The sequence below is a fragment of the Paenibacillus sp. CECT 9249 genome, from assembly GCF_918697855.1.
Classification (GTDB): domain Bacteria; phylum Bacillota; class Bacilli; order Paenibacillales; family Paenibacillaceae; genus MSJ-34.
In genome coordinates, this window is the sequence record NZ_CAKKLI010000048.1 from 12088 (window position 1) to 34206 (window position 22119).

The window sequence follows — 22119 nt, forward strand, 5'->3', positions numbered from 1 at the left end:
TTTCGTCCCCAACTAACACTTCAATGAGTCAAATCCCTTATAAATCAAAGAACAAACAACTTCCACATGCACCGTATGCGGGAACATATCCACCGGCTGAACCCATTCGATGCGGAAACCGCCGTCCTGCAGCACCTTGCAATCTTTGGCCAGCGTGGACGGATTGCACGAAACGTAGACGATCCGTTTCGGTTTCGTCTGCACGAGCGTGCGCAGCAGGCGCGCATCGCAGCCCGTACGCGGCGGGTCGACGACGACGACGTCGGGGGAGACGCCCTGCTTCACCCAGCGGGGAAGCAATTCCTCGGCTTTGCCGGCGTAGAAGGCGGCGTTCGCGCGCCCGCTGCGCTCGGCATTGCGGCGCGCATCGTCGACGGCCTCCGGGATCGCCTCGATCCCGCGCACCTCTTTGGCGTAAGGAGCGAGCCAGAGTCCGATCGTACCTGTGCCGCAATAGGCGTCGATCACCGTTTCTCGGCCTGTTAGCGCCGCCGCGACGCGCACCGTCTCATACAGCTTCACCGTTTGTTCCGGGTTTAGCTGGAAGAACGCGCGCGGCGACAGGGCGAACGGCAAGTCGCCCAGCGACTCTTCAATCGTTTCTTTGCCCCACAATATGCTCGTTCGCTCGCCGAAAATCAGCGAGGTATTCTTCGGGTTGATGTTCTGCGCGATCGTCGTCACCTCAGGCAGCGCGCGCCGGATCGCCGCGACGAGCGCTTCGCGCTGCGGCAGCTTGTCCGTTGCGGTAACGAACGTAACTTGCAGCTCTCCCGATTGCAGGCCGGCGCGAACGACGACATTGCGGACGGAGCCCGTATTGCCTCGTTCCTTATAGACAGGAATGCGGAGCGCCGTTAAAATGTCTCTGATCGTATCGACCGCCTCGTTCACCTTCGAGTGCTGGATCGGGCAGCCGGAAATATCGACAAGCTTATGGGTTCCCGGTTCGTATAAGCCTGTAATCAACCGTTCTTTCTCGAATCCCAATTGCACTTGCGCCTTGTTGCGATAACCCCAGGGCTGCTCCATACCCAGGATCGGCTTGATCCGTACGTCTTCCGCCCCCGCATACCGCCGGAACGCTTCCCGCACGATTTCTTCCTTCGCTTGCAGTTGGCCTTCGTATTTCATATGCTGCAATTGGCAGCCGCCGCACCGGTCGAATACCGGGCAATCCGGCTTCTTCCGCATCGGCGAGCGCTTTTCAATTTCCGTCAATTCGGCATAAATCAAATTCGGTTCGATTCGCGTCACTTTTGCTTTGACGACTTCATCCGGCAGCGCGCCGTCGATAAACACCGCTTTGCGCCGGTAATAGCCGACGCCTTCGCCGTTGATTCCGATCCTTTTGATCGTAACCACGATCCGCTGTCCTACCTGCAAATATTCCGCCGATGAGGTTGCGGCCTCTTTTTTTCTCCCTTCGAACTTTCTTTTTCCCGGATTTGTTTCTTTGTATTTATTCACGTTCATTCGCTCCACTTCGTTCGATTCAATTCGCGTTGGACTCACTATATCACGAGTTGCAAGCGGCGCGCAATTTCGAGCGCCAGGGAGGACGGTTCCGCAGTCCGGATCGGAATGCGGCCTTCGAGTGTGCAGCGTTTCCAGCGCATGGTATAATGTAGAAATGACAAAACTGCTATCGGAATACTTCGATAACAATCGACGCAAGCAGGAGGAGGGAATAGGATGCGCGAACAGAACGAAACGGAAGCTGCGGGCGGCGGCGCGGCGGATACGGAGGCAGAGAACGCGAACGGGCGGCAAGGCCAGGATTCAAGCGACAATATCATTGAAGTCCGCGGACTCGTCAAACGATATGGGACATTTACCGCGGTCAACGGCGTTCATTTCCAAGTCAAGAAAGGGGAAGTATTCGGCCTGCTCGGACCGAACGGCGCCGGAAAAACGACGACGATGGAGATGATCGAAGGACTGCGGCAGCCCGACGAAGGATCGGCGGTCGTAGCCGGTTACGATACCCGGACGGATCTGAAAAAGGTGAAAGAGGTCATCGGCGTCCAATTGCAATCCACATCTCTGTTTGAACTGCTCAAGGTCAAAGAGATTACGAAGATGTACGCCAGCTTCTACGATCATTCCGTGCCGATCGAGCCGCTGCTCGAGAGCATGATTCTAAGCGAAAAAATAAACGACCGCGTCAAAAATTTATCCGGCGGCCAGAAGCAGCGTCTTGCCATCGCGCTCGCGCTCGTGAACGATCCGCAGGTCGTCTTCCTCGACGAGCCGACGACGGGGCTTGACCCGCAGGCGCGGCGCACATTATGGGACATTATTCTTGCGATGAAGGAGCAAGGAAAGACGGTCGTGCTGAGCACCCATTATATGGACGAAGCTCATATACTATGCGACCGCATCTGCTTGATGGACCGCGGGGAAGTGATCGCGCTCGATACGCCGCGCAATTTGGTGCGCAGCCTCGAATCCGAATCCGCGGTCGAATTCCGCATTCCCGAGCAAGAGCAATGGGATGAGGAACGGAAACGGCGGACGCTCGAGCAATTCCAGACGATATCCGGCGTACGGCTGGCGGAATGCCGGAAAGATTCGTACGTCTTATATACGGATCATTTGCAAAGCACGTTAACGGAATTCGTACAGAAGACGGAGGCGCTTCGCGTCGCATTTGCCGATTTGCAAACGCGGACGGCTACGTTGGAGGACGTGTTCATTCATATGACGGGAAGGAGCTTGAGAGAAGAATGAGCTCATATTGGCAATTAACGGTCGCTCAGCTTCGACTGTTTGCTCGCAATAAGCAAGTGCTGTTTTTTACGTTCTTTTTTCCCGTCTTTTTTATGGTCATGTTCGGATTGCTGCTAGGGAACAACAATGGCACCGTGGCGGACGGCATTCTGATCGACCGCGACAAGTCGCAGGCCTCGGAAGCGTTCGTTCAAGCGCTCGGTCAGCAGCAACAGGTGCTGAATATGGAGACGATGGCGAATGAAGACGAAGCGCTGGGTATGCTGCGCAAAGGCGATAAACAATTGGTTGTCGTCATTCCGGAAGGGTACGGAACCAAGCTCGCGTCATTGACGCAAACGGAAGCGGGCGCCGGACAAGCGATCGAGGCGAATGCGCAAGCGGAACAAGCGAGCGTTACCGTTTATTACGATCAGACGCAAGCGGCCAAGGCGGGCAATGCGCTGAACGCGATGTCGCAAGTAGTGGACGGGATCAGCAAACAAATCGTTCATTATGAACCGGTCGTGACAATCGAACCGAAAGGCGTTCAATCGCTCAATTTGCAATATATCGATTTTCTCGTGCCAGGGATCGTCGCCATGATGATTATGTCCAACAACTTGAACGGCGTGGCCGGACAGATCGCTTCCTGGCGCGAACGCGGCGTTCTTCGCCGCATGCAAAGCACGCCGCTCAGCGCTTCGTCGTTTATCGCGGCGCAAATTACGGCACGGTTGCTCATGAACGGAACCCAGGCGGTCATCGTGCTGTTAATCGGCGCGCTTATATTCGGAACGCAGGTGAACGGCTCGTGGCTGCTCTTGCTATTTTTCGTCATTATCGGTACGCTTGCATTTATGGCTATCGGTTTCATTATTGCCGGATTGGCCAAAACGCCGGAAAGCGCCGGCCCGATTGCCGGATTCATTTCGTTTCCGATGATGTTCCTGGGCGGCGTATTTTTTCCGATCAACAGTATGCCGGAGTTTCTGCAGCCGATCGTGAAGGCCTTGCCGATCTCGCATCTGTCGACGGCGCTGCGCCAGGTAATGAATGTGGGCGCGGGTTTCGCCGATCTATGGGTCGAGTCGCTGACGCTCGGGCTATGGTTGATCGCCGCATTTATCGCGGCTAGCTTTACTTTTAAATGGGAGTAGATAGCATGTCGATCGAAACAGCACAACAAGCTTTGCAAAAATATTACGGGTATGCCGAGTTTCGCTCAGGACAAAAACGGATCATTTCCAGCTTGCTCGAAGGGCGCGAAACGCTTGGCATTATGCCGACGGGAGGAGGGAAGTCGATTTGCTACCAAATCCCCGCCTTGCTCTTCGAAGGCATAACCCTTGTCGTATCGCCGCTAATATCGTTGATGAAGGATCAGGTGGACGCGCTGAATACGATCGGCATTCCCGCCGCCTATATCAACAGCACGCTCAGCGCGGGCGAGTTTCAGGAACGGATGCGGGCGGCCAGAGAGGGGCGGTTGAAATTGCTGTATGTCGCCCCCGAACGGCTCGAATCCGAGTCGTTCCGCACGCGCATGCAGTCGCTGCACATCTCCTTCGTGGCGGTTGACGAAGCGCATTGCGTTTCCCAATGGGGTCATGATTTCCGCACCAGCTATTTGGCGGTTGCCCCGTTCGTGGACAGCTTGCCGCAGCGGCCGCTAGTAGCGGCGTTTACCGCGACGGCTACGCCCGAGGTAACGCAAGATATCGTCAAGCTGCTCGCGCTGCGGGACGCGGAACTGTTCGTCACCGGCTTCGGCCGGGACAATTTGGCGATGAGCGTGCTGCGCGGGGCGAACAAGCGCGATTTCGTCTTCGATTACGCGCAGCGAAACACCTCCAAACCGGGCATTATTTATGCCGCGACGCGCAAAGAAGTGGACGAGTTGTTTACGGCGATGCGCCGCAAAGGCTTGAACGTCGGCAAATATCACGCCGGCATGACGGACGAGGAGCGGGCCCGCAATCAGGAGGATTTCATCTACGACGATATTCGCGTCATGATTGCGACGAACGCCTTCGGGATGGGGATCGACAAATCGAATGTCCGTTACGTCATTCATTACAATATGCCTAAAAATATGGAAGCTTACGTGCAGGAAGCGGGCCGGGCGGGGCGCGACGGGGAGCCGAGCGAGTGCATCCTGCTGTTCAACCCGCAAGATATATTGACGCAAAAATTTCTGATCGAGCAAAACGAAGGGCTATCTCCTGAGCGTAAAAAAAACGAGTACCGCAAATTGCAAACGATGGTCGATTACTGCTACACGCCCAAATGTTTGCAAGGCGCCATTCTAGATTACTTTGGCGATATGCAGGAGAGCGAGCCATGCGGCAAATGCAGCTCCTGCACGGACGAACGCGAGCTTGTCGATATTACGACGGAAGCGCAGCAAATCTTCTCATGCATTCATCGCATGCGGGAGCGGTTCGGCGTCACGATGATTGCTTCGGTCCTGAAAGGCTCGCGCAGCCAGAAGGTGCTGCAGTACCGTTTCGACGGCTTGCCGACGTACGGCTTGATGCGCAAATCGACGGAGAAGGAAATTAGCGACCTCATCAACGTCTTGATCGCCGAAGGGTATTTGCAGCTGACGGAAGGACAATATCCTGTCGTTAAAATTCAGGCGCCGGCAGTGGAAGTGCTGCGGGGCGAGCGGCAAGTGTTCCAGAAAGTGCAGAAGCAGCCCGAAGCGTTCGCTGCCGTTGACGAAACGGTATTCGAGCAGCTCCGCGTCATTCGCCGCGATTTGGCCGCCAAAGCGAAGGTGCCGCCATACATTATTTTCAACGACGCGACGCTGCGCGAGATGAGCGAATTAAAGCCGGCGACGGAGCAGGCGATGCTGCGCATCAAAGGGATCGGGGAAGTCAAATTTCGGCAATACGGCAAGCCGTTTCTCGAATTTTTCCAACATTTGAACGAGGAAAGAGAGTTCGGTTAAGCGCTATGCTATAAGAAGACGGTTGTTACTCATAGAAAAAGAGGGCGTAAGTTATTATGAAAGTTGTTGTTTCCACTTTAAACGCGAAATATATTCATACCTCGCTCGCGATCCGCTATTTAAAAGCGTACAGCCAGCACGAATTCGACATCGAAATGGCGGAGTACACGATCAAGGATCCGGTTATGAATATCGTATCCGACTTGTTTCAGCGGGAGGCCGATGTGATCGGCTTCTCCTGCTACATTTGGAACATCGAAGAGACGATCCGGGTCATCGAGATGATGAAAAAGATTCGGCCGGAGACGATCATCGTGCTTGGCGGTCCTGAAGTGTCGTACGATACCGATTATTGGATGAACCGGCTCCCGCAAGTCGATTTTATCGTTATGGGCGAAGGGGAAGAGACGTTTCACCATTTGCTGCAAGAAATTCAAGGCACGCAAAAATACCATTTCGTCTACGGCGCAGCATACCGGAAAGGAACGGAGGTGCGCATCAATCCGCCGCGTCCGAAGCTGGAGCTCGGCGAGCTGCCTTCGCCGCATCGCTTTGCCGAAGATGTGCCGGATCTCGCGAAACGGATCGTCTATTTCGAAACGAGCCGCGGCTGCCCGTTCAATTGCCAGTTTTGCTTGTCCAGCATTGAGGTAGGGGTGCGGTACTTTGACATCGAGCGGACGAAAGCCGATATTTTATATTTGATCGGGCAGGGCGCGAAGCTGATCAAATTTGTGGACCGCACGTTCAACATTAAGCGCGATTATGCGCTGGAAATGTTCCAATTTCTCATCGAGAATCATGGCGGCTGCGTCTTCCAATTTGAGATTACGGCCGACATTATGCGGCCCGAGGTGCTCGATTATTTGGCCGAACATGCGCCGCCGGGCATTTTCCGCTTCGAGATCGGCGTCCAATCGACGAACGACCCGACGAACGAACTCGTCAAGCGCAAGCAAAATTTCGCCAAGCTGTCGCGCACCGTCACGAAAATTAAAGAAAGCGGCAAAATCGATCAGCATCTCGATTTGATCGCCGGATTGCCGCTCGAAGATTACGGCACGTTCCGCAAAACGTTCAACGACGTGTTCGCCCTGCAGCCGGAAGAGCTGCAGCTCGGGTTTTTGAAAATGCTGCGCGGCACCGGCATGCGGATCGACGCGGCCAAGCACGATTATATTTTTATGGACCACGCCCCTTACGAAATTTTGGGCAACAATGTGCTGCCGTTTTCCGATATCGTGCGAATCAAACGGGTGGAGGATGTGCTCGAGAAATATTGGAACGCGCATCGGATGGATCATACACTGCATTATTTAATGAAGTACGAGTTTCCTTCGCCGTTCGACTTTTTCCAGGATTTCGGGGATTATTGGGAAGCGAGAGGCTGGCAAAAAATCGGCCATCAGTTGGAGGATCTGTTCACACGGCTATTGGCTTTCCTTCAGTCCCGCGAGACGAAGCGGATGGATGTCGTGCTCGGCTTGATGAAGTTCGATTATTTCCTGAACCATAAATACAAGCCGCGCAAAATTTGGTGGGAATTCACGCTGGATAAAGACGATTGGGCGAATTATATGAAGCGGGCGGCCGATCATCCGGACCGCATCTCGCCGGAATTTGCCGCGCTCGGCCTGCAGGAGAAGGAATTGCATAAACATGCGGCCATCGAAGTGCTGCCGTTCGATCTTGCGGCGGTGCTGAGCGGAATCGAAGGCCGGGAGGCGGCCTTGTCCGATGCGGACGAGGGAGGGCCAAGCGGCGGGGAACAACATGCGACGCTGCTGCTCGTCTTGTACCAGACGGTGGCCGGCGCGGGACGCCCTGTTTACTACACGCTGCCCCTTGCCGCGGAAGTTAGCTCTTAGCTTGCTATATGCCATAGACCGCCTGGGTAACGGAATGCGAACCTATGGCGGTTTTTTGTTGCAATCGTTCGGCTTGGCGCCGGCCCTATGTTCTATTTTTCCGTCCGGTTATTGGAATTTATCCAATGAATCGCATGTTTTGACTCTGTCATGCGTGTCTTCTTGGAATCTGTCCAATCAAAACTTCTGCAATCTGGCATATATGCGCAAACCGGTTTGGAAATATTGGATATTTTCCAATGGCGGCCCGTTTTTAGCATAATTTTTTCCAACGAGATTGGATATATTCCAATGAACGAACTCGTCGGCACGAGCGTTGCATCGAGTAGGCTGCGGATTCGAGAATTCAGGAGGGTAATGCGTTACTGGCCTGCGACTCATCGCGGCAAATACCATCCTGCAAAAAGAGTAATTTCATAATTCGCCATCGTTGATGTAACTGGCTTAACTGCGCATCGCGCATATAGAAGGAGACACCTCCCTATATCGAAGGCGATCCGCGCAGACCTACGCTTCTTAGCTTGGCGCTGACGAAACTGACAATCCTTATTGGGCTCAAAATGAAGACGTTCCCCATCTTAACGAAAGTACGTATCGTTATTCATTGGAAATCGGCCGTTTTAATGCCTTTTTCCCCCACATTAGCGTGTTGTAGTTTCGTTGCACCAGCAAAAAGGTAATTTACAGGCTGTTAGCGTGTATGCGTTTCGTTAGCCCGCCCGACGGGTCGTCAAAGCCGCTGCGGTATGATGAAATTGACTACAATTGCAGGTTTCTGAATGAAATGGCCTTCATTGTCTGGTTTTCCTGCGACCTGAGCGAATGGAATATCGACAAAAGGCGGAACAAGGAGATGCCAAGGAATCTATGACTCGGGAAGAGGACACGACGAAAGGCCGCACGCAACCGTTGCGCCGATCGGTACTTAAATGGCATGAAAAAGGGGATGCAACTCCCGGCCTCAAAAGAGGCGGTTGCTCATCCCCGAACGAATCGTTGCGTTATCGACTTAAGCTTCTCTTAAGGCAGGAAGGTGCGCAGCACCGTGCAATTTCCTTCGAGCGCGTACGTTCCCAAGTTCGCCGGCAGCAGGAAGCATTGTCCCGCCTTGATCGGCTGCGATCCGTCGGACCATGATAATTCGCCTTCCCCGTCGCAAACGACCAAAATAACGAAGCTGTCCCGGGACGTGCTCAATTCCCGCTTATTGGACGAAACGATTCCTTTCTGCACGATAAAGTAAGGCGATGTCGCAATCGTCAGCCATTCGTTCGGCTGGACGGCATCGGTTTTCATGCGAGCGGCGCCCGCACCCTCGTAAGCGATCACGTTCAGCGAGTCTTCGATATGCAGTTCGCGCAGCTTGCCGTCCAGACCCGGGCGGTCGTAATCGTATAGACGGTAAGTCGTATCCGAATTTTGCTGAATCTCGGCGACAACGACGCCGGCGCATAGCGCATGAACGGTACCCGCCGGAATATAGAACGCGTCTCCCGCTTCGACAGGCACTTCCTGCAAGCAATCCATCACGCGGCCATGCTCGATCGCTTCGGCCAACTGCGCCCGGTCGACGCCCGGCTTCAGCCCGTAAATGATTTTCGCCCCAGGCTTGGCGTCAAGAATATACCACATCTCGGTTTTGCCGAGTTCGCCTTGCGGCAATTTGCCGTAATGATCGTTCGGATGCACTTGAACGGATAAATCGTCGTTGCAATCGAGCAATTTGATGAGCAGCGGAAAGCGCCGATCGGGCTCGTTGCCGTTCTTCGTTCCGAACCACGCCGCACCGAACCGGGCGCGGAGCTGCTCCAGATTGGAGCCGGCCAGTTCCCCGTTGACAACTTCCGTCAGACCGTTCGGGTGATCGCTGATCATCCAGCCTTCGCCGATTGAACCCTCCGGCAATTCCAGGCCGAATTGTTCAAGCGCGCGTCCGCCCCAAATTCGTTCTTTCATTTCCGCTTTAAATTGCAAGGGATACGGTTTCGTCATTGTTCTCTTCTCCTTGATTGATTAGCTATTTTTTCTCCAAAGCGATCATATACGGTGCATCCGATTTTTGCAACATGCGGTAGATGACGGCTTGGGCGGTCGTGCCCGGCAAGGCGGCGCACCAACGTTCGACGGCGTCCGCTTCCGCGCCGCCGCCCTCATGCCCCGGGTAGAGCACGATCGTTGCAATGCCGCCCGGCTTAAGCACGGCAAGCGCGCCTTCCAGCGCCGGCAGCGTCGTCTCCGCAAGCGTAATGACGCCCGTATCGGCGAAGGCAGCGGGCAAGTAGCCGAGATTGAACATGACGGCTGCGATCCGCCCGTGCAAAGGCGCGGGCAGCGCCGCCGCCAGCTCGGCGTGGCTGCGCAGCAACAGCCGCACATTGGCGCGGCCGCCTTCCGGCCCGCTGCCGTCCGCGATCCGGCAGCGCTCGCCCAGCGCCTTGCGCAGCCGCTCCTCCGCAAGCGCAAGCGCCTGCGGTTGGATGTCGAAACCGTACACCGTTCCGGTTTCGCCCGCCGCTTGCGCCAGAAACAGCGTATCGACGCCGGTGCCGACCGTTGCGTCGACGACCGCGTCTCCGCTGCGGACGCGTTCTTTAACCAGCTTATGCGCGAAACTGAGTACCGATAAGAAGCCCATCTAACGCGCCCTCCAATATTTCCCTTGCCATGTGTCGCGCTCGCGCAGTTCCTTGTCGATACCGTTAAGCACTTCCCACTTCTTCAAACTCCACGTCGGCCCGATCAGCAGGTCGCGGGGAGCGTCTCCGGTTAACCGGTGCACGATCATCTCCGGCGGCAGAAATTCAAGCGTGTCGACGACAAGCTTAATATATTCGTCCTGTTCCAGAAAGCGCAGCAGGCCGGCTTCGTATTGTTTGACCATCGGCGTTTTGCGCATCAGGTGGAGCAGATGGATTTTGATGCCTTGCACGTCCATCTGCGCGACGGCTCTGCCCGTATCGAGCATCATTTCATGCGTCTCCTTCGGCAAGCCGTAAATAATGTGCGCGCACACCCGGATATTGTGCCTCCGCAGCTTCTCGACCGCGTCGAGATAACATTGCGTATCATGGGCGCGGTTAATGAGCTTCGAGGTTGATTCGTGAATCGTCTGCAGCCCCATCTCAACCCATAGATACGTTCGCTCGTTTAATTCCGCCAAATATTCGACGACATCGTCCGGCAAACAATCCGGTCTCGTTGCGATCGACAGGCCGACGACGCCCGGTTGTTCCAATATGACTTCGTAATATTCCCGCAGCTCTTCGACGGGAGCGTACGTATTGGTATATGCCTGGAAATAACCGATGTATTTGGCGTTCGGCCATTTTTTATGCTGCAAATCGCGGATTTTGTTGAATTGTGTCGCCAAATCGTCGCGGCGGCGGCCGGCGAAGTCGCCGGAACCGCGCGCGCTGCAAAACGTGCATCCGCCGATCGCAATCGTGCCGTCCCGGTTCGGACAAGTGAATCCCGCATCCAGCATGACCTTGAATACTTTCTCGCCGAATTGCCGCCGCATTTCGTAATTCCACGTATGAAATCGCTTGTCCCCCCAAAGCGCGGGAGGGGTCACCGTCATAAATTCCATATTCGCATCCTTCTCATCATATTTCCTATATCGTTCATTGTTATTGTACCAAAAAGTCGGAGCGCATTGCGAACTTCATGGAATTTGGGAGCGATCTTGAACAGCGTTCGCCAATATGTTACATTAATATAAGTCTATTAGAGGCCGTTCAAAAAGTATCAATTGATTGACTTTTTGAAGCATTGTTCAATACGGTTGGACCCCAATTCCAATATAACAAGAAGGAATTCATGAACTCGCGCTTCGCGGTTATGGATTCCTTTTTGTGTTAAGGCTTTACAACGGGCCATCATTTCGGGCACAATAGTGGATTAGAAACTGATGATATCTATTCGGGAGGAGCAACATGCGACTAAGGGGAAGAAAAGGAATTCGGGAAAGTTTAGAGCGGCAGAGGGATTTGGTCGTTCTCGAACCTCATTTATATAAAGGACGCTGGAATGAGTTTTTCGGAAACGACCGGCCCATCTATGTGGAGCTTGGCATGGGAAAAGGGCAATTCATCAGCCTGATGAGCGCGAAATATCCGGAAACGAACTTTATCGGCATCGATATGTACGACGAGCTCGTGCGGCGAGCCAGCGAAAAGGCGCGGGCTGCGGCCGCCGAGACAGGCGAAGAGCGTCCGTCCAACCTTGCGCTGGCGCGGGCGAATATCGAGACGATCGAAGAAATCTTTGCGCCCGGCGAGATCGAGCGGATTTATTTGAATTTCAGCGATCCGTGGCCAAAGGCGCGCCATGCGCGCCGGAGATTGACCCATGCAAGATTTGTCGAAAAATATATCGAAGCGATGAACGAATGGGGAGAAATTCATTTTAAAACGGATTCCCAAACGCTATTCGAATTTTCGCTCAATTCGTTTGCGGATATGGGGCTGCAAATGACGAATATTTCGCTTCACCTGCATCGCGACGGCATTAATGAGGAGCATGTGATGACGGAATACGAGACGAAGTTTGTAGGCAAAGGGATGAACATATACCGCTGCGAAGTCGTCATCGGATCCAAAGCGTTGGAAGCTTATCGTTTGCGCAGAAAAGGCAATGAAAAAAATTAACAATTTTCCGATGTTCAATATAAATATTTTATAGGATGGAAAATTGGAAACTTTTTTGTAACTTTTTTCGTTAGTATTTCGTTAGTATATATAGCTCTGGCCATTTTTAGCTTCAAAAACCGTCTCGGGCCGTGCGCCCTAGAAAAGGAGGGACTTAAGAAATAAAAAATAAGGAAATGGATGAAAATAAGATGTAATTGAGGTGTAACTCAAGAGTTTTGCGACGGATCGGCACAAAATGCGTATTTCCATCCGTTTTACGCAAAATGGAGTCAAATTGCGATTTTGACAAAAGCTTGCAAAGGATAGAAAATCGAATATGTCGCTCCTTGCGCGAAAGAAAAAATAAAAAAAATTAGAGAGAGAAAAACAAATCGTGAAAAGGGGTTAAAAGGGGGCAGAAATCAACATGGTCAATTCTATTTTGCTTGGATTACAAATTATTCTAGCTTTGATTGGGATTTACCAATTTACGCTTTCGTTGTTCGGCATTATCCGCAAGAAAAAAACGCGGCAATTCGAACCGACGAAATCGTTTGCCGTTCTTGTGGCGGCGCACAACGAAGAGAAAGTGATCGGAGCGTTGCTCGAGAACTTGAAGCAGATGAATTACCCGAAAGAGCTGTACGATATTTTCGTCATTTGCGACAACTGTACGGACAACACGGCCGAAATCGCCAGAAGCCACGGCGTATACGCGTGCGAGCGCAGAAATCCCGACTTGCGCGGGAAAGGGTATGCGATCGAATGGATGTTGAAGCAGTTGTGGAAGCATCCACGTTCGTACGACGCGATCGTGATGTTCGACGCCGACAACTTGGCGAGCCCGGATTTTCTCCATGAGATGAACAACGATCTCTGTTCCGGAGCGCGCGTCATCCAAGGATACTTGGATACCAAAAATCCGCATGATTCGTGGATTACGGAAGCGTACGGCGTCACGTACTGGTACTGCATGCGGTTATGGCAGCTGTCGCGGACCAATTTGAAAATGGCGAATACGCTTGGCGGCACAGGCATGTGCTTTGAAACCAAATTGCTCAAAGAAATGGGTTGGGGCGCAACCAGCCTTGTCGAGGATTTGGAATTTACCGTCCGCTGCGTGCAGCGCGGAATCAATCCGGTGTTGAATTACAATGCCAAAGTGTACGACGAGAAGCCGGTTACGTTCAACGCATCCGCGCGTCAACGTTTGCGTTGGATGCAGGGGCATTTCACGGTAGCGCGTCGTTATTTCTTCCCGCTGCTCTGGCAAAGCATCAAGGAAAGAAACTTGGCCAAATTCGATACCGCTTTGTACACCATCACCGTTTATAACGTGCTCGTCACGTTTCTGTTCACGGCGGTCATGTGGGTGGACGCGGCGTTTTTCGACGGGCCGAACTTTCTGAACATGTATCAATTTATGCCGGGATGGGTTGCGATCGCCGCGTTCGCGGCATCGGCAGGCGCCTTTATCCTCGCTTTGGTGCTGGAAAAGGTGAAGTCCTGGAAAACGTATCTATCGCTCCTTACATTCCCGATCTATTTGTTGTCATGGTGGCCGATTACGTTTTACGCGTTTTTCACCCAAAACAACAAAACGTGGAGCCATACCCAGCATACGCGCGTCGTTCGCCTGGAAGAAGTGCAAAGCAAACAGGCTTCCTAATCTTCCCGAACCGTTCGCGCAGCGCCGCTTAAGCGTATGGCGCTTTGCGGCAGGGCTTGACATCATATGGTGAGCATGATATATTAATTCAGTACTTTATTTCTATGAAGCAGAAGCACCCGCTTCTCACCTGACCGACTCGCGTTGGCTGGTCCGAAATCCATGATATGTAATGGGAATTGTTTCATTATGTGATGGCAATAGGGATGTGGGTTCTTCGCGGGCTCACATCTTTTTTTATTGAGTATAGTGGGAAATTTAATGGAGGTGGCGGGTTATCAGCAAGGATCATTTGATTAACGAGGAGATACGGGCGAAGGAAGTGCGGCTTGTCGGAGCGGATGGCGAACAAATCGGAATTAAGCCCTTCCGCGAAGCGTTGCAAATGGCTTATGACTTGAATTTGGATTTGGTGAACGTGGCGCCTGCGGCAAAGCCTCCGGTTTGCCGGATCATGGATTACGGGAAGTTCCGCTACGAACAGCAAAAGAAAGAAAAAGAAGCTCGTAAAAATCAAAAAGTCGTCGATATTAAAGAAGTATGGTTTCGAGCCAATATCGAGGAGCATGATTTCCAAACAAAGCTTCGCAATGTGGTTAAGTTTCTGAAAGACGGCGATAAAGTGAAATGTTCGGTTCGCTTCCGCGGCCGGGAAATCACTCATGCCGACATCGGCAAAAAAGTATTGGACCGCGTGCTCCAGGAAACGCAGGAGCTTTGCACGGTCGAGCGGGTGCCGAAGCTTGAGGGACGCAGCATGATTATGATTTTGGCGCCTAAAACGTCATAATATTGATGTTGGCGAACTTACTATTCGAGGAGGAAATACAATGCCTAAAATGAAAACGCACAGCAGCCTGAAAGGCCGCTTTAAAATTACAGGTACGGGTAAAGTGAAAAGACATAAAGCGTACAGAAACCACCTGTTGTCCGGTAAATCGAACCGTCAAAAACGCGTGCTCTGCACGCAACCGGTTATGGCTCCAGGCGATGTGAAACGTTTGAAGCAAGGCTTGGCGAACTTGAAATAATACACTAAAAATATTGGGAGGTACTTCAAAATGGCAAGAGTAAAAGGCGGATTTGTAACGCGTCGTCGTCATAAAAAATATTTGAAGCTTGCTAAAGGCTACTTTGGCTCCAAACATAGAATTTTCAAAACTGCAAAAGAACAAGTCAACAAATCGTTGCTGTATGCATACCGCGATCGCCGCAACAAAAAACGCGATTTCCGCAAATTGTGGATCGTGCGCATCAACGCGGCCGCTCGCATGAACGGTTTGTCCTACAGCAAATTAATGCATGGCTTGAAACTGGCCGGCGTGAATATCAACCGCAAAATGTTGGCCGACTTGGCAGTAAACGACATCAACGCGTTCAATTCTTTGGCCGGCGTAGCCAAAGAAAAAATCAACGCCTAATATCGCTGCGCCTTCCGAAGGCGCGGGTAGAAGCGCGAATAGCCGTCACTTGGAATGCCCGATGAGCGCAACGCTCGATCGGCGGCATGTCCTTGGTGACGGTTTTTTTGTGTCGAATTGCGCGTTGCGGGCAAGGACGCTATGTGATACGATGGAAATGAAGAAGAGCCGGCGGCAACCGGCTCCGGCGTATAATAGCCGCCTATAGGCGGGGTTTCAAGGAATCAGCTTTAAAGAGTAGGCCGCTACCCTTCTGACGAGGGCGGCCTATTTCTTTTTGCCGAAATGAGCAAGCAGCGTCACGACCAGAGTCAACAACGCAAATATCCACAGTCCGAATTGGAACATGACGGATAATGCTTCATATGTGCTCATTAAGGCATCCCCCCCATCGAAGAAATCGTACTTCGAAGCCGCAGAGTTCAGCCGCTTGCCCCCTCAAAACCGTCCTATTATACGTAGAGATATTGTACCACATTTTTACAGATTTTCCTACTCAAAATGAAAGCCTTCCCATATCTTTTTTCCGCCGGTTGGACAACGACACAAGCATTGCTATTAAAAAAGAATAGATTATAGAGAATACAAATCGAAGGAGGGAACGAAGCATGAAAAACTCCGTGACGAAAAGTCAGGCGCAGAAATTGCTGGGCAAACAGATTTACGCGGTCCGCAAAGACGGTACGGTAGTATCGGGCAAATTGGTTCGCATATCCGGCAATCAACTGATACTGCAAAAAAAATCAGATAAAAAAGCACAGACTAAAGCGATTATTCCGCTCGTATTATTCGATTTATTGGCGATCGGCACCGGTCCGTACGGATACGGCTATCCTTATGGAGGATATTACGGCGGCTATCCGTTCATATGGTAATCCGGGGTTGACAACGATTTATTCATTTCGAAACAATAGGTTTCCGGCATATAGCGAACCGTTCGGTATCCTAGCCGTTCATAGAAATGCAGCGCATACGTATTGCGAATGTCGACTAACAGCTTGGCCCGCTCGCATCCGCGCTTTTTGGCGGCGGATTCGCAGCGGGCCATTAACTTTGTGCCGTAGCCTTTGCCGCGGTAGGAACTGTCGATTGCGAGCATATCTACGTACAACAGCGCGCCGTGAACCATAAAATGAACGAAACCGAACGGTTCGCCGTTCTCCTCGTCTGCGGCAACATAGGTGATTCCGTTTTTCAGGCGCATCGGCATTTCCTTCCTTAATTGCTCGTCTGTGTATTGAAAATGGGAAAGCGGCAACAATTCGCGTTGAATTAAGCGGATAATGGCGGGGTCGTCGAGGCGCGGCCTCCGTATACGAATCATGTTATGCCTCCTGTTCGTGCGGTTCTGGGGTATTGTATTTTATGCACGAACGCGCGCTTCGGAACCTTTTTTACGATTGCTATTGACTAATGGTAGGACTAGGAATATAATATTCCTTAACATTTGAAACATACTGCAATCGGCAATGAAGAGGACGAAGCGATAAGGGCCCTTATGCTCAGAGAGTGTGCGGATTAGCTGCAACCGCCACCTTAATCCCTTATAGGCGAGCTCACCTCGGAGCTGTTTCCCTGAAAAATCAGGCTAGCATGATCTATTAGGGGAAATCGTCGGGCGTACGTTATACGTCAGGGTATGATGCGAATCGTACTCGGCAAGGTCGGCCATTGCGAAGTGGTCGGCAAATTTGGGTGGTACCACGGAAGCGACAACCTTTCGTCCCTCGGCACAGTCTATGTGCGAGGACGAAAGGTTTTTTTATTTTACAGGAAGTTCAAAAACTTTGAGGAGGAAAGCCAATGAACGCACATCAAGCAACAACAATGCGGTCAAAAGAACAATTACGTGAAAAATGGATGAAGCCGGAAGTCATCACAGGTTCGGAAATTTTGCTTCGCAGTCTGCTGTTGGAAGGTGTCGAATGTGTGTTCGGTTATCCCGGCGGGGCAGTATTGTATATTTACGATGCGATGCACGGCTTTACGGATTTCAACCACATTTTGACACGCCATGAACAAGGCGCCATTCATGCGGCGGACGGTTATGCGCGGGCCAGCGGCAAAGTCGGCGTCTGCATTGCGACGAGCGGTCCGGGCGCGACGAATTTGGTAACGGGAATCGCAACGGCATATATGGATTCGGTGCCGCTGGTCGTCATTACCGGGAACGTCGCGACGACGGCGATCGGCACGGATGCGTTCCAGGAAGCGGATATTACCGGCATTACGATGCCGATTACGAAGCACAGCTACTTGGTTCGCAATGTCGAAGATTTGCCGCGCGTCATTCACGAAGCGTTCCACATCGCATCGACCGGCCGCAAAGGTCCGGTATTAATCGACATTCCGAAGGACGTTTCGGCGCAGACGACGCTGTTCAAACCGGTCACGGAAGTGAACATTCGCGGGTACAACCCGACGGTTCAGCCGAACAAGCTGCAAACCGACAAGATGATCAAGGCGATCGAAGAGGCGGAACGGCCGATCGTGCTGGCCGGCGGCGGAGTCGTTTATTCCGGCGGACACGATGAGCTGTACGAGTTTATTACGAAAACGCAAATTCCGGTCACGACGACGCTGCTCGGATTGGGAGGATTCCCGAGCGGGCACGAGCTATGGATGGGCATGCCGGGCATGCACGGCACGTACACGGCGAACTTTGCCATCCAGCAAGCCGATTTGCTGATCAATATCGGGGCCCGCTTCGACGACCGGGTAACGATGAAGCTGGAAGGCTTCGCGCCGAACGCGAAAATCGTGCACATCGACATCGATCCGGCCGAAATCGGCAAAAACGTCAAGACGGACATTCCGATCGTGGGCGACGTCAAATCGGTGCTGCAAGTATTGAATAAAGACGCCAAGAGAACGGACAAAGCGGATGCCTGGCGCGCGCAAATCGCCCGTTGGAAACAGGAAATGCCGCTCAAATACGTCGATTCCGACAAGGAATTGAAGCCGCAATGGGTCATCGAAATGATCCACGAGACGACCAAAGGCGACGCGATCGTCACGACAGACGTCGGGCAGCATCAAATGTGGGCGGCGCAATATTATAAATTCAACCAACCGCGCTCCTGGATCACCTCCGGCGGTTTGGGCACGATGGGATTCGGCTTCCCTTCGGCGATCGGCGCGCAGCAAGCTCATCCGGACCGGCTCGTCGTTTCGATCAACGGGGACGGCGGCATGCAGATGTGCGCGCAGGAACTGGCCATTTGCGCCATTAACAATATTCCGGTCAAAGTCGCGATCATCAACAATCAAGTGCTGGGCATGGTTCGGCAATGGCAGGAAATCATTTACGACAATCGCTACAGCCATATCGACTTGGCCGGCAGCCCGAATTTCGTCAAGCTGGCCGAAGCCTACGGTGTGAAAGGATTGCGCGCGACGAACAAGGAAGAAGCGCTCAGCGCATGGCGCGAAGCGATCGAAACGCCGGGTCCGGTCGTGGTGGAATTCGTCGTACGCAAAGAGGAGAACGTCTACCCGATGGTTACGCAAGGTTCGACCATCGATCAAATGATATTGGGGGATTCGTAAATGACTGCGACAAAACATACGCTAGCCGTTATCGTCAACGATCAGCCGGGCGTGCTGCAGCGCGTGTCGGGGTTGTTCGGACGCCGCGGTTTTAATATCGAGAGCATTACGGTCGGGCCGTCGGAAGAAGAAGGATTGTCCAGAATGGTCATCGTCACTTCCGGCGACGACAACACGCTGGAGCAAATCGAGAAGCAATTGTATAAGCTGATCGATGTCATCAAGGTCATCGATTTGGGAGCCAAACCGATGGTCGGACGCGAGCTTGCGCTTCTGAAAGTGAAAGCCGAGCCAAGCATGCGTCCGGAAATTATGGGCGTCGTCGAGACGTTCCGCGCCGCGGTGGTCGATATCGGGACGCATAGCATGATCGTGCAAGTCGTCGGCGATTCGGATAAAATCGACGCCATGATCGAATTGATGAAGCCTTACGGCATTCGCGAGTTGAGCCGTACCGGCGTCACGGCGATGATTCGCGGCAACGCGCAATAACAAAGGAATCAAATGCCCGCTTAAGCGGGTGTTTGAGAGGATGTGCGGATTGCGTACTGCGGACGTCCTTTGAAACACCCGCTTTAAGAAGGGGCTTATATTTTAAAGGAGGAACGAATACAATGGCAGTAACAATGTACTATGAAAACGATGCAGATTTAGGTGCTCTTAAAGGAAAAACGATTGCGGTTATCGGGTACGGCAGCCAAGGTCACGCCCAAGCGCAAAACTTGCGCGACAGCGGCTTGAAAGTCATTATCGGTTTGCGCGAAGGGAAATCCGCCGACAAAGCCCGCAACGACGGGTTCGAAGTGGTATCCGTTGCGGAAGCGACAAGCCGCGCCGATGTGGTTCAAATTTTGATGCCGGACGAAACGCAAGCGAGCGTATATAAAAACGAGATCGAACCGAACTTGAAAAAAGGCGCGGCACTCATGTTCTCCCACGGGTTTAACGTGCATTTCGGCCAAATCGTCGCTTCCAAGGACAACGATGTATTGCTCGTCGCTCCGAAATCGCCGGGCCATCTTGTACGCCGCACTTATGTAGAAGGTTTTGGCGTACCGGGCTTGATCGCCATCGAACAAGACGCGACAGGCAATGCGAAAGCGATCGGCCTCGCTTATGCGAAAGGGATCGGCTGCACGCGTGCCGGCGTCATCGAGACATCGTTCCGCGAAGAGACGGAAACGGATTTGTTCGGAGAGCAAGCGGTATTGTGCGGCGGCGTGAGCGCGTTGATCAAAGCGGGCTTCGAAACGTTGACCGAAGCGGGATACGCGCCGGAAATGGCTTACTTCGAATGCTTGCATGAATTGAAGCTGATCGTCGACCTGATCTATGAAGGCGGTTTGGCGACGATGCGCGACTCCATCAGCAATACGGCGGAATACGGCGACTACGTTACAGGCCCTCGCATCGTAACGGAAGAAACGAAGAAAGCGATGAAAGAAGTATTGGCCGATATTCAACAAGGCAAATTCGCTCGCGACTTTATTCTTGAAAATCAATCGAACCGCGCCTTCCTGACGGCTACCCGCCGCAATGAAGCGAATCATCCGATTGAAGTGGTTGGCGGACAATTGCGCGAATTGATGCACTGGATTAAGAAGTAATCATTGCTTATATCGATGCGTTGAACCGGCGGATCGAGAAGCGGGAAACGATAACGCCCGGAGGGGCAACGTAATGTTATGTTAATACGAAGATAATTTGAGGAAATCGGTGGTTTCGGCCACCGGTTTTTTTTGTGTTCCAGCGGTGCGTGGAAGAGTGCCCGCGGGTTCATGCTGTACATAATACAACATTTCCTCGACTCTCCATACTCAAGTGGTCCCCATCTTGTAATATATACAGCATCATGGCGTCATAACGGGTCATTTTGGCCATGTACTTACAATTAGGCTGTACATTGTGCAACATAAGGCTCTATTCCTTCCTTTTTACCCTCCGTATGATGTATTTCGTGCAACTTAGGTGTAGACCGTCCCAGAAGATTGTTCGCCCGCCGCGAAGTTCGCCGATAGAGATTTCTCATGCGTTGCTTCAGGCTGCAATGGTTCCAACGAACCTAAGGGAAGATATTTTGCCGGATCGGGCAGGTCCTAAGTGTTGGTTTCGAAACGATGCGGGCAGCGGAAATTGTCAATTGCGAAAGAACGGTGGCGGCCGGGAGAGCAAGATGGTTCCCTCGGCTTATTTGCGTGCCGTCATAGCAGTATTTGCTGGATGATGAGAACCTTTGTCGAAGTAAAAATAGTTAAGTTAGTAGTCAAAATATTGTATAGGTCGGGCATTGATTTTGTATTAAGATCGGAACGTAAAAAGTTGAAAAAAGGGGTGGTATTGGAAGGCTAGCCAAAAAATTATCGAATAACGATCATACCAAGAGGATGAGAAGAGGAGCCCGCGGAGGCGGCGGCTTGCATGGGGCTTCCCTCTTCCGGGAAAGGACGGATGGAATTGAAAAGCAATGGGAAAAGAGCAAAGTTCTCCGTTATACTTACGGCAATGCTGATGCTGACCTTGGCCGTACCGTGGTCGTCCGCTTTCGCCGCCCAAGATGAGGAGGCGAATCCGGCGAAAGCGGCGGTCGGCGCCACGCCGGCGAATCCCTATCATGTTACTTTCGAGGACGGGAATAACGGGGATTGGAAAGCGGGCGACGGAACCGTTACGCTTAACGTCAAAGACGGCGCGTTGAACGTGGACAATAGAGGAAGAACCGCCATTTACGACAACCAGGCGCCGTCTGTCAAGAACGGCTACTTATCCATGAAAGTTCGGTTTGAAAGCGAGCCGAAGCAATTCGGCATTCTGTTCCGCTATATCGACAAAAACAATTACGCCGGCTTGATTCAAGACGGGCAGAACAATTGGTTATATTATACGATGATCAACGGTCAAGAAGGGTACGGCGGCATTGCGACGAAACCGTACAATCTTGCGGCGGGCCAAACCTATCATTTCGAGGTGACGTTCGACGACGGCAATGCGGCGTTGAAAATTGACGGCAACGAGTTGTTCAGCGGCTCGATCGGCGCGCTGCCTGTCCAAAACGGGAAAATCGGAATGCGATCGTGGTTCGCGAACAAAAGTTGGAACATCGAGGAAGTCACGTACTATGGATTGGACGGAGGCTCGGAACCGAATCCGGACGCCGAGATCATCGAACTGACATCCTCGTCGGGAGCCGTGTCGGCATTCGTGGACAATACGTTTCCGCGCGTAGACCATTACGTGCTCAGAGCGGAAGGTGAAGACGATGTAGAGGTGTATGCGCAAGAGGATCCGGGCTATTCGCTCCGGTAGGTCCGGA

At 52.4% G+C, this 22119-nt stretch carries 20 protein-coding genes and 1 other annotated feature; of the genes, 14 read left to right on the top strand and 6 right to left on the bottom strand.

Annotated elements, in window-relative coordinates; all coding sequences use genetic code 11:
- Nucleotides 1–12 precede the first annotated feature (12 nt).
- Nucleotides 13–1470 carry a 23S rRNA (uracil(1939)-C(5))-methyltransferase RlmD gene (rlmD, locus tag LQ229_RS22595; protein WP_230192970.1) on the bottom strand — a complete coding sequence of 486 codons (1458 nt, stop codon included), beginning with the start codon at nucleotides 1468–1470 and terminating at the stop codon, nucleotides 13–15.
- 225 nt (nucleotides 1471–1695) lie between these two features.
- On the opposite strand from rlmD, the gene LQ229_RS22600 reads away from it, so the two are divergent.
- From LQ229_RS22600 to LQ229_RS22615, 4 genes are read left to right on the top strand one after another with little or no spacing between them, the layout of a single operon-like run.
- The gene (locus LQ229_RS22600; RefSeq protein ID WP_230192971.1) at nucleotides 1696–2733 is read left to right on the top strand and encodes an ABC transporter ATP-binding protein; all 1038 of its coding nucleotides are present in this window, start codon (nucleotides 1696–1698) and stop codon (nucleotides 2731–2733) included.
- A complete protein-coding gene (locus tag LQ229_RS22605) occupies nucleotides 2730–3872 on the top strand; it encodes an ABC transporter permease (protein ID WP_216541284.1) in 1143 nt (380 codons plus the stop codon). Before LQ229_RS22600 ends, LQ229_RS22605 begins: the two co-directional genes overlap by 4 nt.
- Nucleotides 3863–5671 carry a DNA helicase RecQ gene (recQ, locus tag LQ229_RS22610; protein WP_230192972.1) on the top strand — a complete coding sequence of 603 codons (1809 nt, stop codon included), beginning with the start codon at nucleotides 3863–3865 and terminating at the stop codon, nucleotides 5669–5671. Before LQ229_RS22605 ends, recQ begins: the two co-directional genes overlap by 10 nt.
- Nucleotides 5672–5727: 56 nt before the next feature.
- Entirely contained in the window at nucleotides 5728–7539 is a 1812-nt protein-coding gene (locus tag LQ229_RS22615) for a B12-binding domain-containing radical SAM protein (protein ID WP_230192973.1), read from the top strand.
- A 1020-nt stretch (nucleotides 7540–8559) separates the two neighbouring features.
- Here the strand turns inward: LQ229_RS22615 and LQ229_RS22620 are convergent.
- From LQ229_RS22620 to LQ229_RS22630, 3 genes are read right to left on the bottom strand one after another with little or no spacing between them, the layout of a single operon-like run.
- On the bottom strand, nucleotides 8560–9531 hold the full coding sequence (locus LQ229_RS22620) for a type I phosphomannose isomerase catalytic subunit (RefSeq protein ID WP_216541281.1): 972 nt from the start codon (nucleotides 9529–9531) through the stop codon (nucleotides 8560–8562).
- 25 nt (nucleotides 9532–9556) lie between these two features.
- Nucleotides 9557–10174 carry a class I SAM-dependent methyltransferase gene (locus LQ229_RS22625; protein ID WP_216541280.1) on the bottom strand — a complete coding sequence of 206 codons (618 nt, stop codon included), beginning with the start codon at nucleotides 10172–10174 and terminating at the stop codon, nucleotides 9557–9559.
- Nucleotides 10175–11128, bottom strand: a complete 954-nt coding sequence (locus tag LQ229_RS22630; RefSeq protein ID WP_230192974.1) for a TIGR01212 family radical SAM protein — start codon at nucleotides 11126–11128, stop codon at nucleotides 10175–10177.
- Between the two features lie 346 nt (nucleotides 11129–11474).
- On the opposite strand from LQ229_RS22630, the gene trmB reads away from it, so the two are divergent.
- The 5 genes from trmB to rplT all read left to right on the top strand — a co-directional run bounded on the left by trmB (nucleotide 11475) and on the right by rplT (nucleotide 15260).
- Complete coding sequence (gene trmB, locus LQ229_RS22635) at nucleotides 11475–12188, top strand: tRNA (guanosine(46)-N7)-methyltransferase TrmB (RefSeq protein ID WP_216541278.1); 714 nt, start codon at nucleotides 11475–11477, stop codon at nucleotides 12186–12188.
- A 409-nt stretch (nucleotides 12189–12597) separates the two neighbouring features.
- Nucleotides 12598–13839, top strand: a complete 1242-nt coding sequence (locus LQ229_RS22640; protein ID WP_216541277.1) for a glycosyltransferase family 2 protein — start codon at nucleotides 12598–12600, stop codon at nucleotides 13837–13839.
- Nucleotides 13840–13940: 101 nt separating this feature from the next.
- Nucleotides 13941–14084, top strand: a sequence feature (ribosomal protein L20 leader region).
- Nucleotides 14085–14131: 47 nt separating this feature from the next.
- Nucleotides 14132–14629: a translation initiation factor IF-3 gene (gene infC, locus LQ229_RS22645; protein ID WP_216541276.1), complete on the top strand. Its 498-nt coding sequence runs from the start codon at nucleotides 14132–14134 to the stop codon at nucleotides 14627–14629.
- Between the two features lie 40 nt (nucleotides 14630–14669).
- On the top strand, nucleotides 14670–14870 hold the full coding sequence (gene rpmI, locus LQ229_RS22650) for a 50S ribosomal protein L35 (RefSeq protein ID WP_216541275.1): 201 nt from the start codon (nucleotides 14670–14672) through the stop codon (nucleotides 14868–14870).
- A gap of 30 nt (nucleotides 14871–14900) precedes the next feature.
- A complete protein-coding gene (gene rplT, locus LQ229_RS22655; protein ID WP_216540379.1) occupies nucleotides 14901–15260 on the top strand; it encodes a 50S ribosomal protein L20 in 360 nt (119 codons plus the stop codon).
- Between the two features lie 267 nt (nucleotides 15261–15527).
- Here rplT and LQ229_RS22660 read toward each other — a convergent pair whose 3' ends face one another.
- Nucleotides 15528–15635, bottom strand: coding sequence for a putative holin-like toxin (locus LQ229_RS22660; RefSeq protein WP_216540378.1), 108 nt, complete (start codon nucleotides 15633–15635; stop codon nucleotides 15528–15530).
- Nucleotides 15636–15868: 233 nt separating this feature from the next.
- Between LQ229_RS22660 and LQ229_RS22665 the strand changes: the two genes are divergently transcribed.
- Nucleotides 15869–16135 carry a hypothetical protein gene (locus LQ229_RS22665; RefSeq protein ID WP_216540377.1) on the top strand — a complete coding sequence of 89 codons (267 nt, stop codon included), beginning with the start codon at nucleotides 15869–15871 and terminating at the stop codon, nucleotides 16133–16135.
- On the opposite strand, the gene LQ229_RS22670 is transcribed toward LQ229_RS22665, so the two are convergent.
- The gene (locus LQ229_RS22670) at nucleotides 16117–16584 is read right to left on the bottom strand and encodes a GNAT family N-acetyltransferase (protein ID WP_216540376.1); all 468 of its coding nucleotides are present in this window, start codon (nucleotides 16582–16584) and stop codon (nucleotides 16117–16119) included. The two genes, LQ229_RS22665 and LQ229_RS22670, sit on opposite strands and share 19 nt — an antisense overlap.
- A 479-nt stretch (nucleotides 16585–17063) precedes the next feature.
- On the opposite strand from LQ229_RS22670, the gene ilvB reads away from it, so the two are divergent.
- The 4 genes from ilvB to LQ229_RS22690 all read left to right on the top strand — a co-directional run bounded on the left by ilvB (nucleotide 17064) and on the right by LQ229_RS22690 (nucleotide 22112).
- Nucleotides 17064–18809, top strand: a complete 1746-nt coding sequence (gene ilvB, locus LQ229_RS22675; RefSeq protein WP_216540375.1) for a biosynthetic-type acetolactate synthase large subunit — start codon at nucleotides 17064–17066, stop codon at nucleotides 18807–18809.
- Entirely contained in the window at nucleotides 18810–19301 is a 492-nt protein-coding gene (ilvN, locus tag LQ229_RS22680) for an acetolactate synthase small subunit (protein WP_216540374.1), read from the top strand.
- A gap of 122 nt (nucleotides 19302–19423) precedes the next feature.
- Nucleotides 19424–20416, top strand: coding sequence for a ketol-acid reductoisomerase (gene ilvC, locus LQ229_RS22685; RefSeq protein WP_216540373.1), 993 nt, complete (start codon nucleotides 19424–19426; stop codon nucleotides 20414–20416).
- An 895-nt stretch (nucleotides 20417–21311) separates the two neighbouring features.
- A complete protein-coding gene (locus LQ229_RS22690) occupies nucleotides 21312–22112 on the top strand; it encodes a LamG domain-containing protein (RefSeq protein WP_230192975.1) in 801 nt (266 codons plus the stop codon).
- Nucleotides 22113–22119: the final 7 nt, after the last annotated feature.

Excerpts from the sequence above, each read along its gene's own strand:
- LQ229_RS22690 (WP_230192975.1), top strand. The coding sequence starts at position 21,312 with ATGCTGATGCTGACCTTGGCCGTACCGTGGTCGTCCGCTTTCGCCGCC.
- LQ229_RS22605 (WP_216541284.1), top strand. The coding sequence starts at position 2,730 with ATGAGCTCATATTGGCAATTAACGGTCGCTCAGCTTCGACTGTTTGCT.
- LQ229_RS22615 (WP_230192973.1), top strand. The coding sequence starts at position 5,728 with ATGAAAGTTGTTGTTTCCACTTTAAACGCGAAATATATTCATACCTCG.
- LQ229_RS22660 (WP_216540378.1), bottom strand. The coding sequence starts at position 15,635 with ATGAGCACATATGAAGCATTATCCGTCATGTTCCAATTCGGACTGTGG.
- recQ (WP_230192972.1), top strand. The coding sequence starts at position 3,863 with ATGGGAGTAGATAGCATGTCGATCGAAACAGCACAACAAGCTTTGCAA.
- trmB (WP_216541278.1), top strand. The coding sequence starts at position 11,475 with ATGCGACTAAGGGGAAGAAAAGGAATTCGGGAAAGTTTAGAGCGGCAG.
- LQ229_RS22640 (WP_216541277.1), top strand. The coding sequence starts at position 12,598 with ATGGTCAATTCTATTTTGCTTGGATTACAAATTATTCTAGCTTTGATT.
- rplT (WP_216540379.1), top strand. The coding sequence starts at position 14,901 with ATGGCAAGAGTAAAAGGCGGATTTGTAACGCGTCGTCGTCATAAAAAA.
- LQ229_RS22620 (WP_216541281.1), bottom strand. The coding sequence starts at position 9,531 with ATGACGAAACCGTATCCCTTGCAATTTAAAGCGGAAATGAAAGAACGA.
- LQ229_RS22665 (WP_216540377.1), top strand. The coding sequence starts at position 15,869 with ATGAAAAACTCCGTGACGAAAAGTCAGGCGCAGAAATTGCTGGGCAAA.
- ilvN (WP_216540374.1), top strand. The coding sequence starts at position 18,810 with ATGACTGCGACAAAACATACGCTAGCCGTTATCGTCAACGATCAGCCG.
- ilvB (WP_216540375.1), top strand. The coding sequence starts at position 17,064 with ATGAACGCACATCAAGCAACAACAATGCGGTCAAAAGAACAATTACGT.
- LQ229_RS22670 (WP_216540376.1), bottom strand. The coding sequence starts at position 16,584 with ATGATTCGTATACGGAGGCCGCGCCTCGACGACCCCGCCATTATCCGC.
- ilvC (WP_216540373.1), top strand. The coding sequence starts at position 19,424 with ATGGCAGTAACAATGTACTATGAAAACGATGCAGATTTAGGTGCTCTT.
- LQ229_RS22625 (WP_216541280.1), bottom strand. The coding sequence starts at position 10,174 with ATGGGCTTCTTATCGGTACTCAGTTTCGCGCATAAGCTGGTTAAAGAA.
- rpmI (WP_216541275.1), top strand. The coding sequence starts at position 14,670 with ATGCCTAAAATGAAAACGCACAGCAGCCTGAAAGGCCGCTTTAAAATT.
- LQ229_RS22600 (WP_230192971.1), top strand. The coding sequence starts at position 1,696 with ATGCGCGAACAGAACGAAACGGAAGCTGCGGGCGGCGGCGCGGCGGAT.
- LQ229_RS22630 (WP_230192974.1), bottom strand. The coding sequence starts at position 11,128 with ATGGAATTTATGACGGTGACCCCTCCCGCGCTTTGGGGGGACAAGCGA.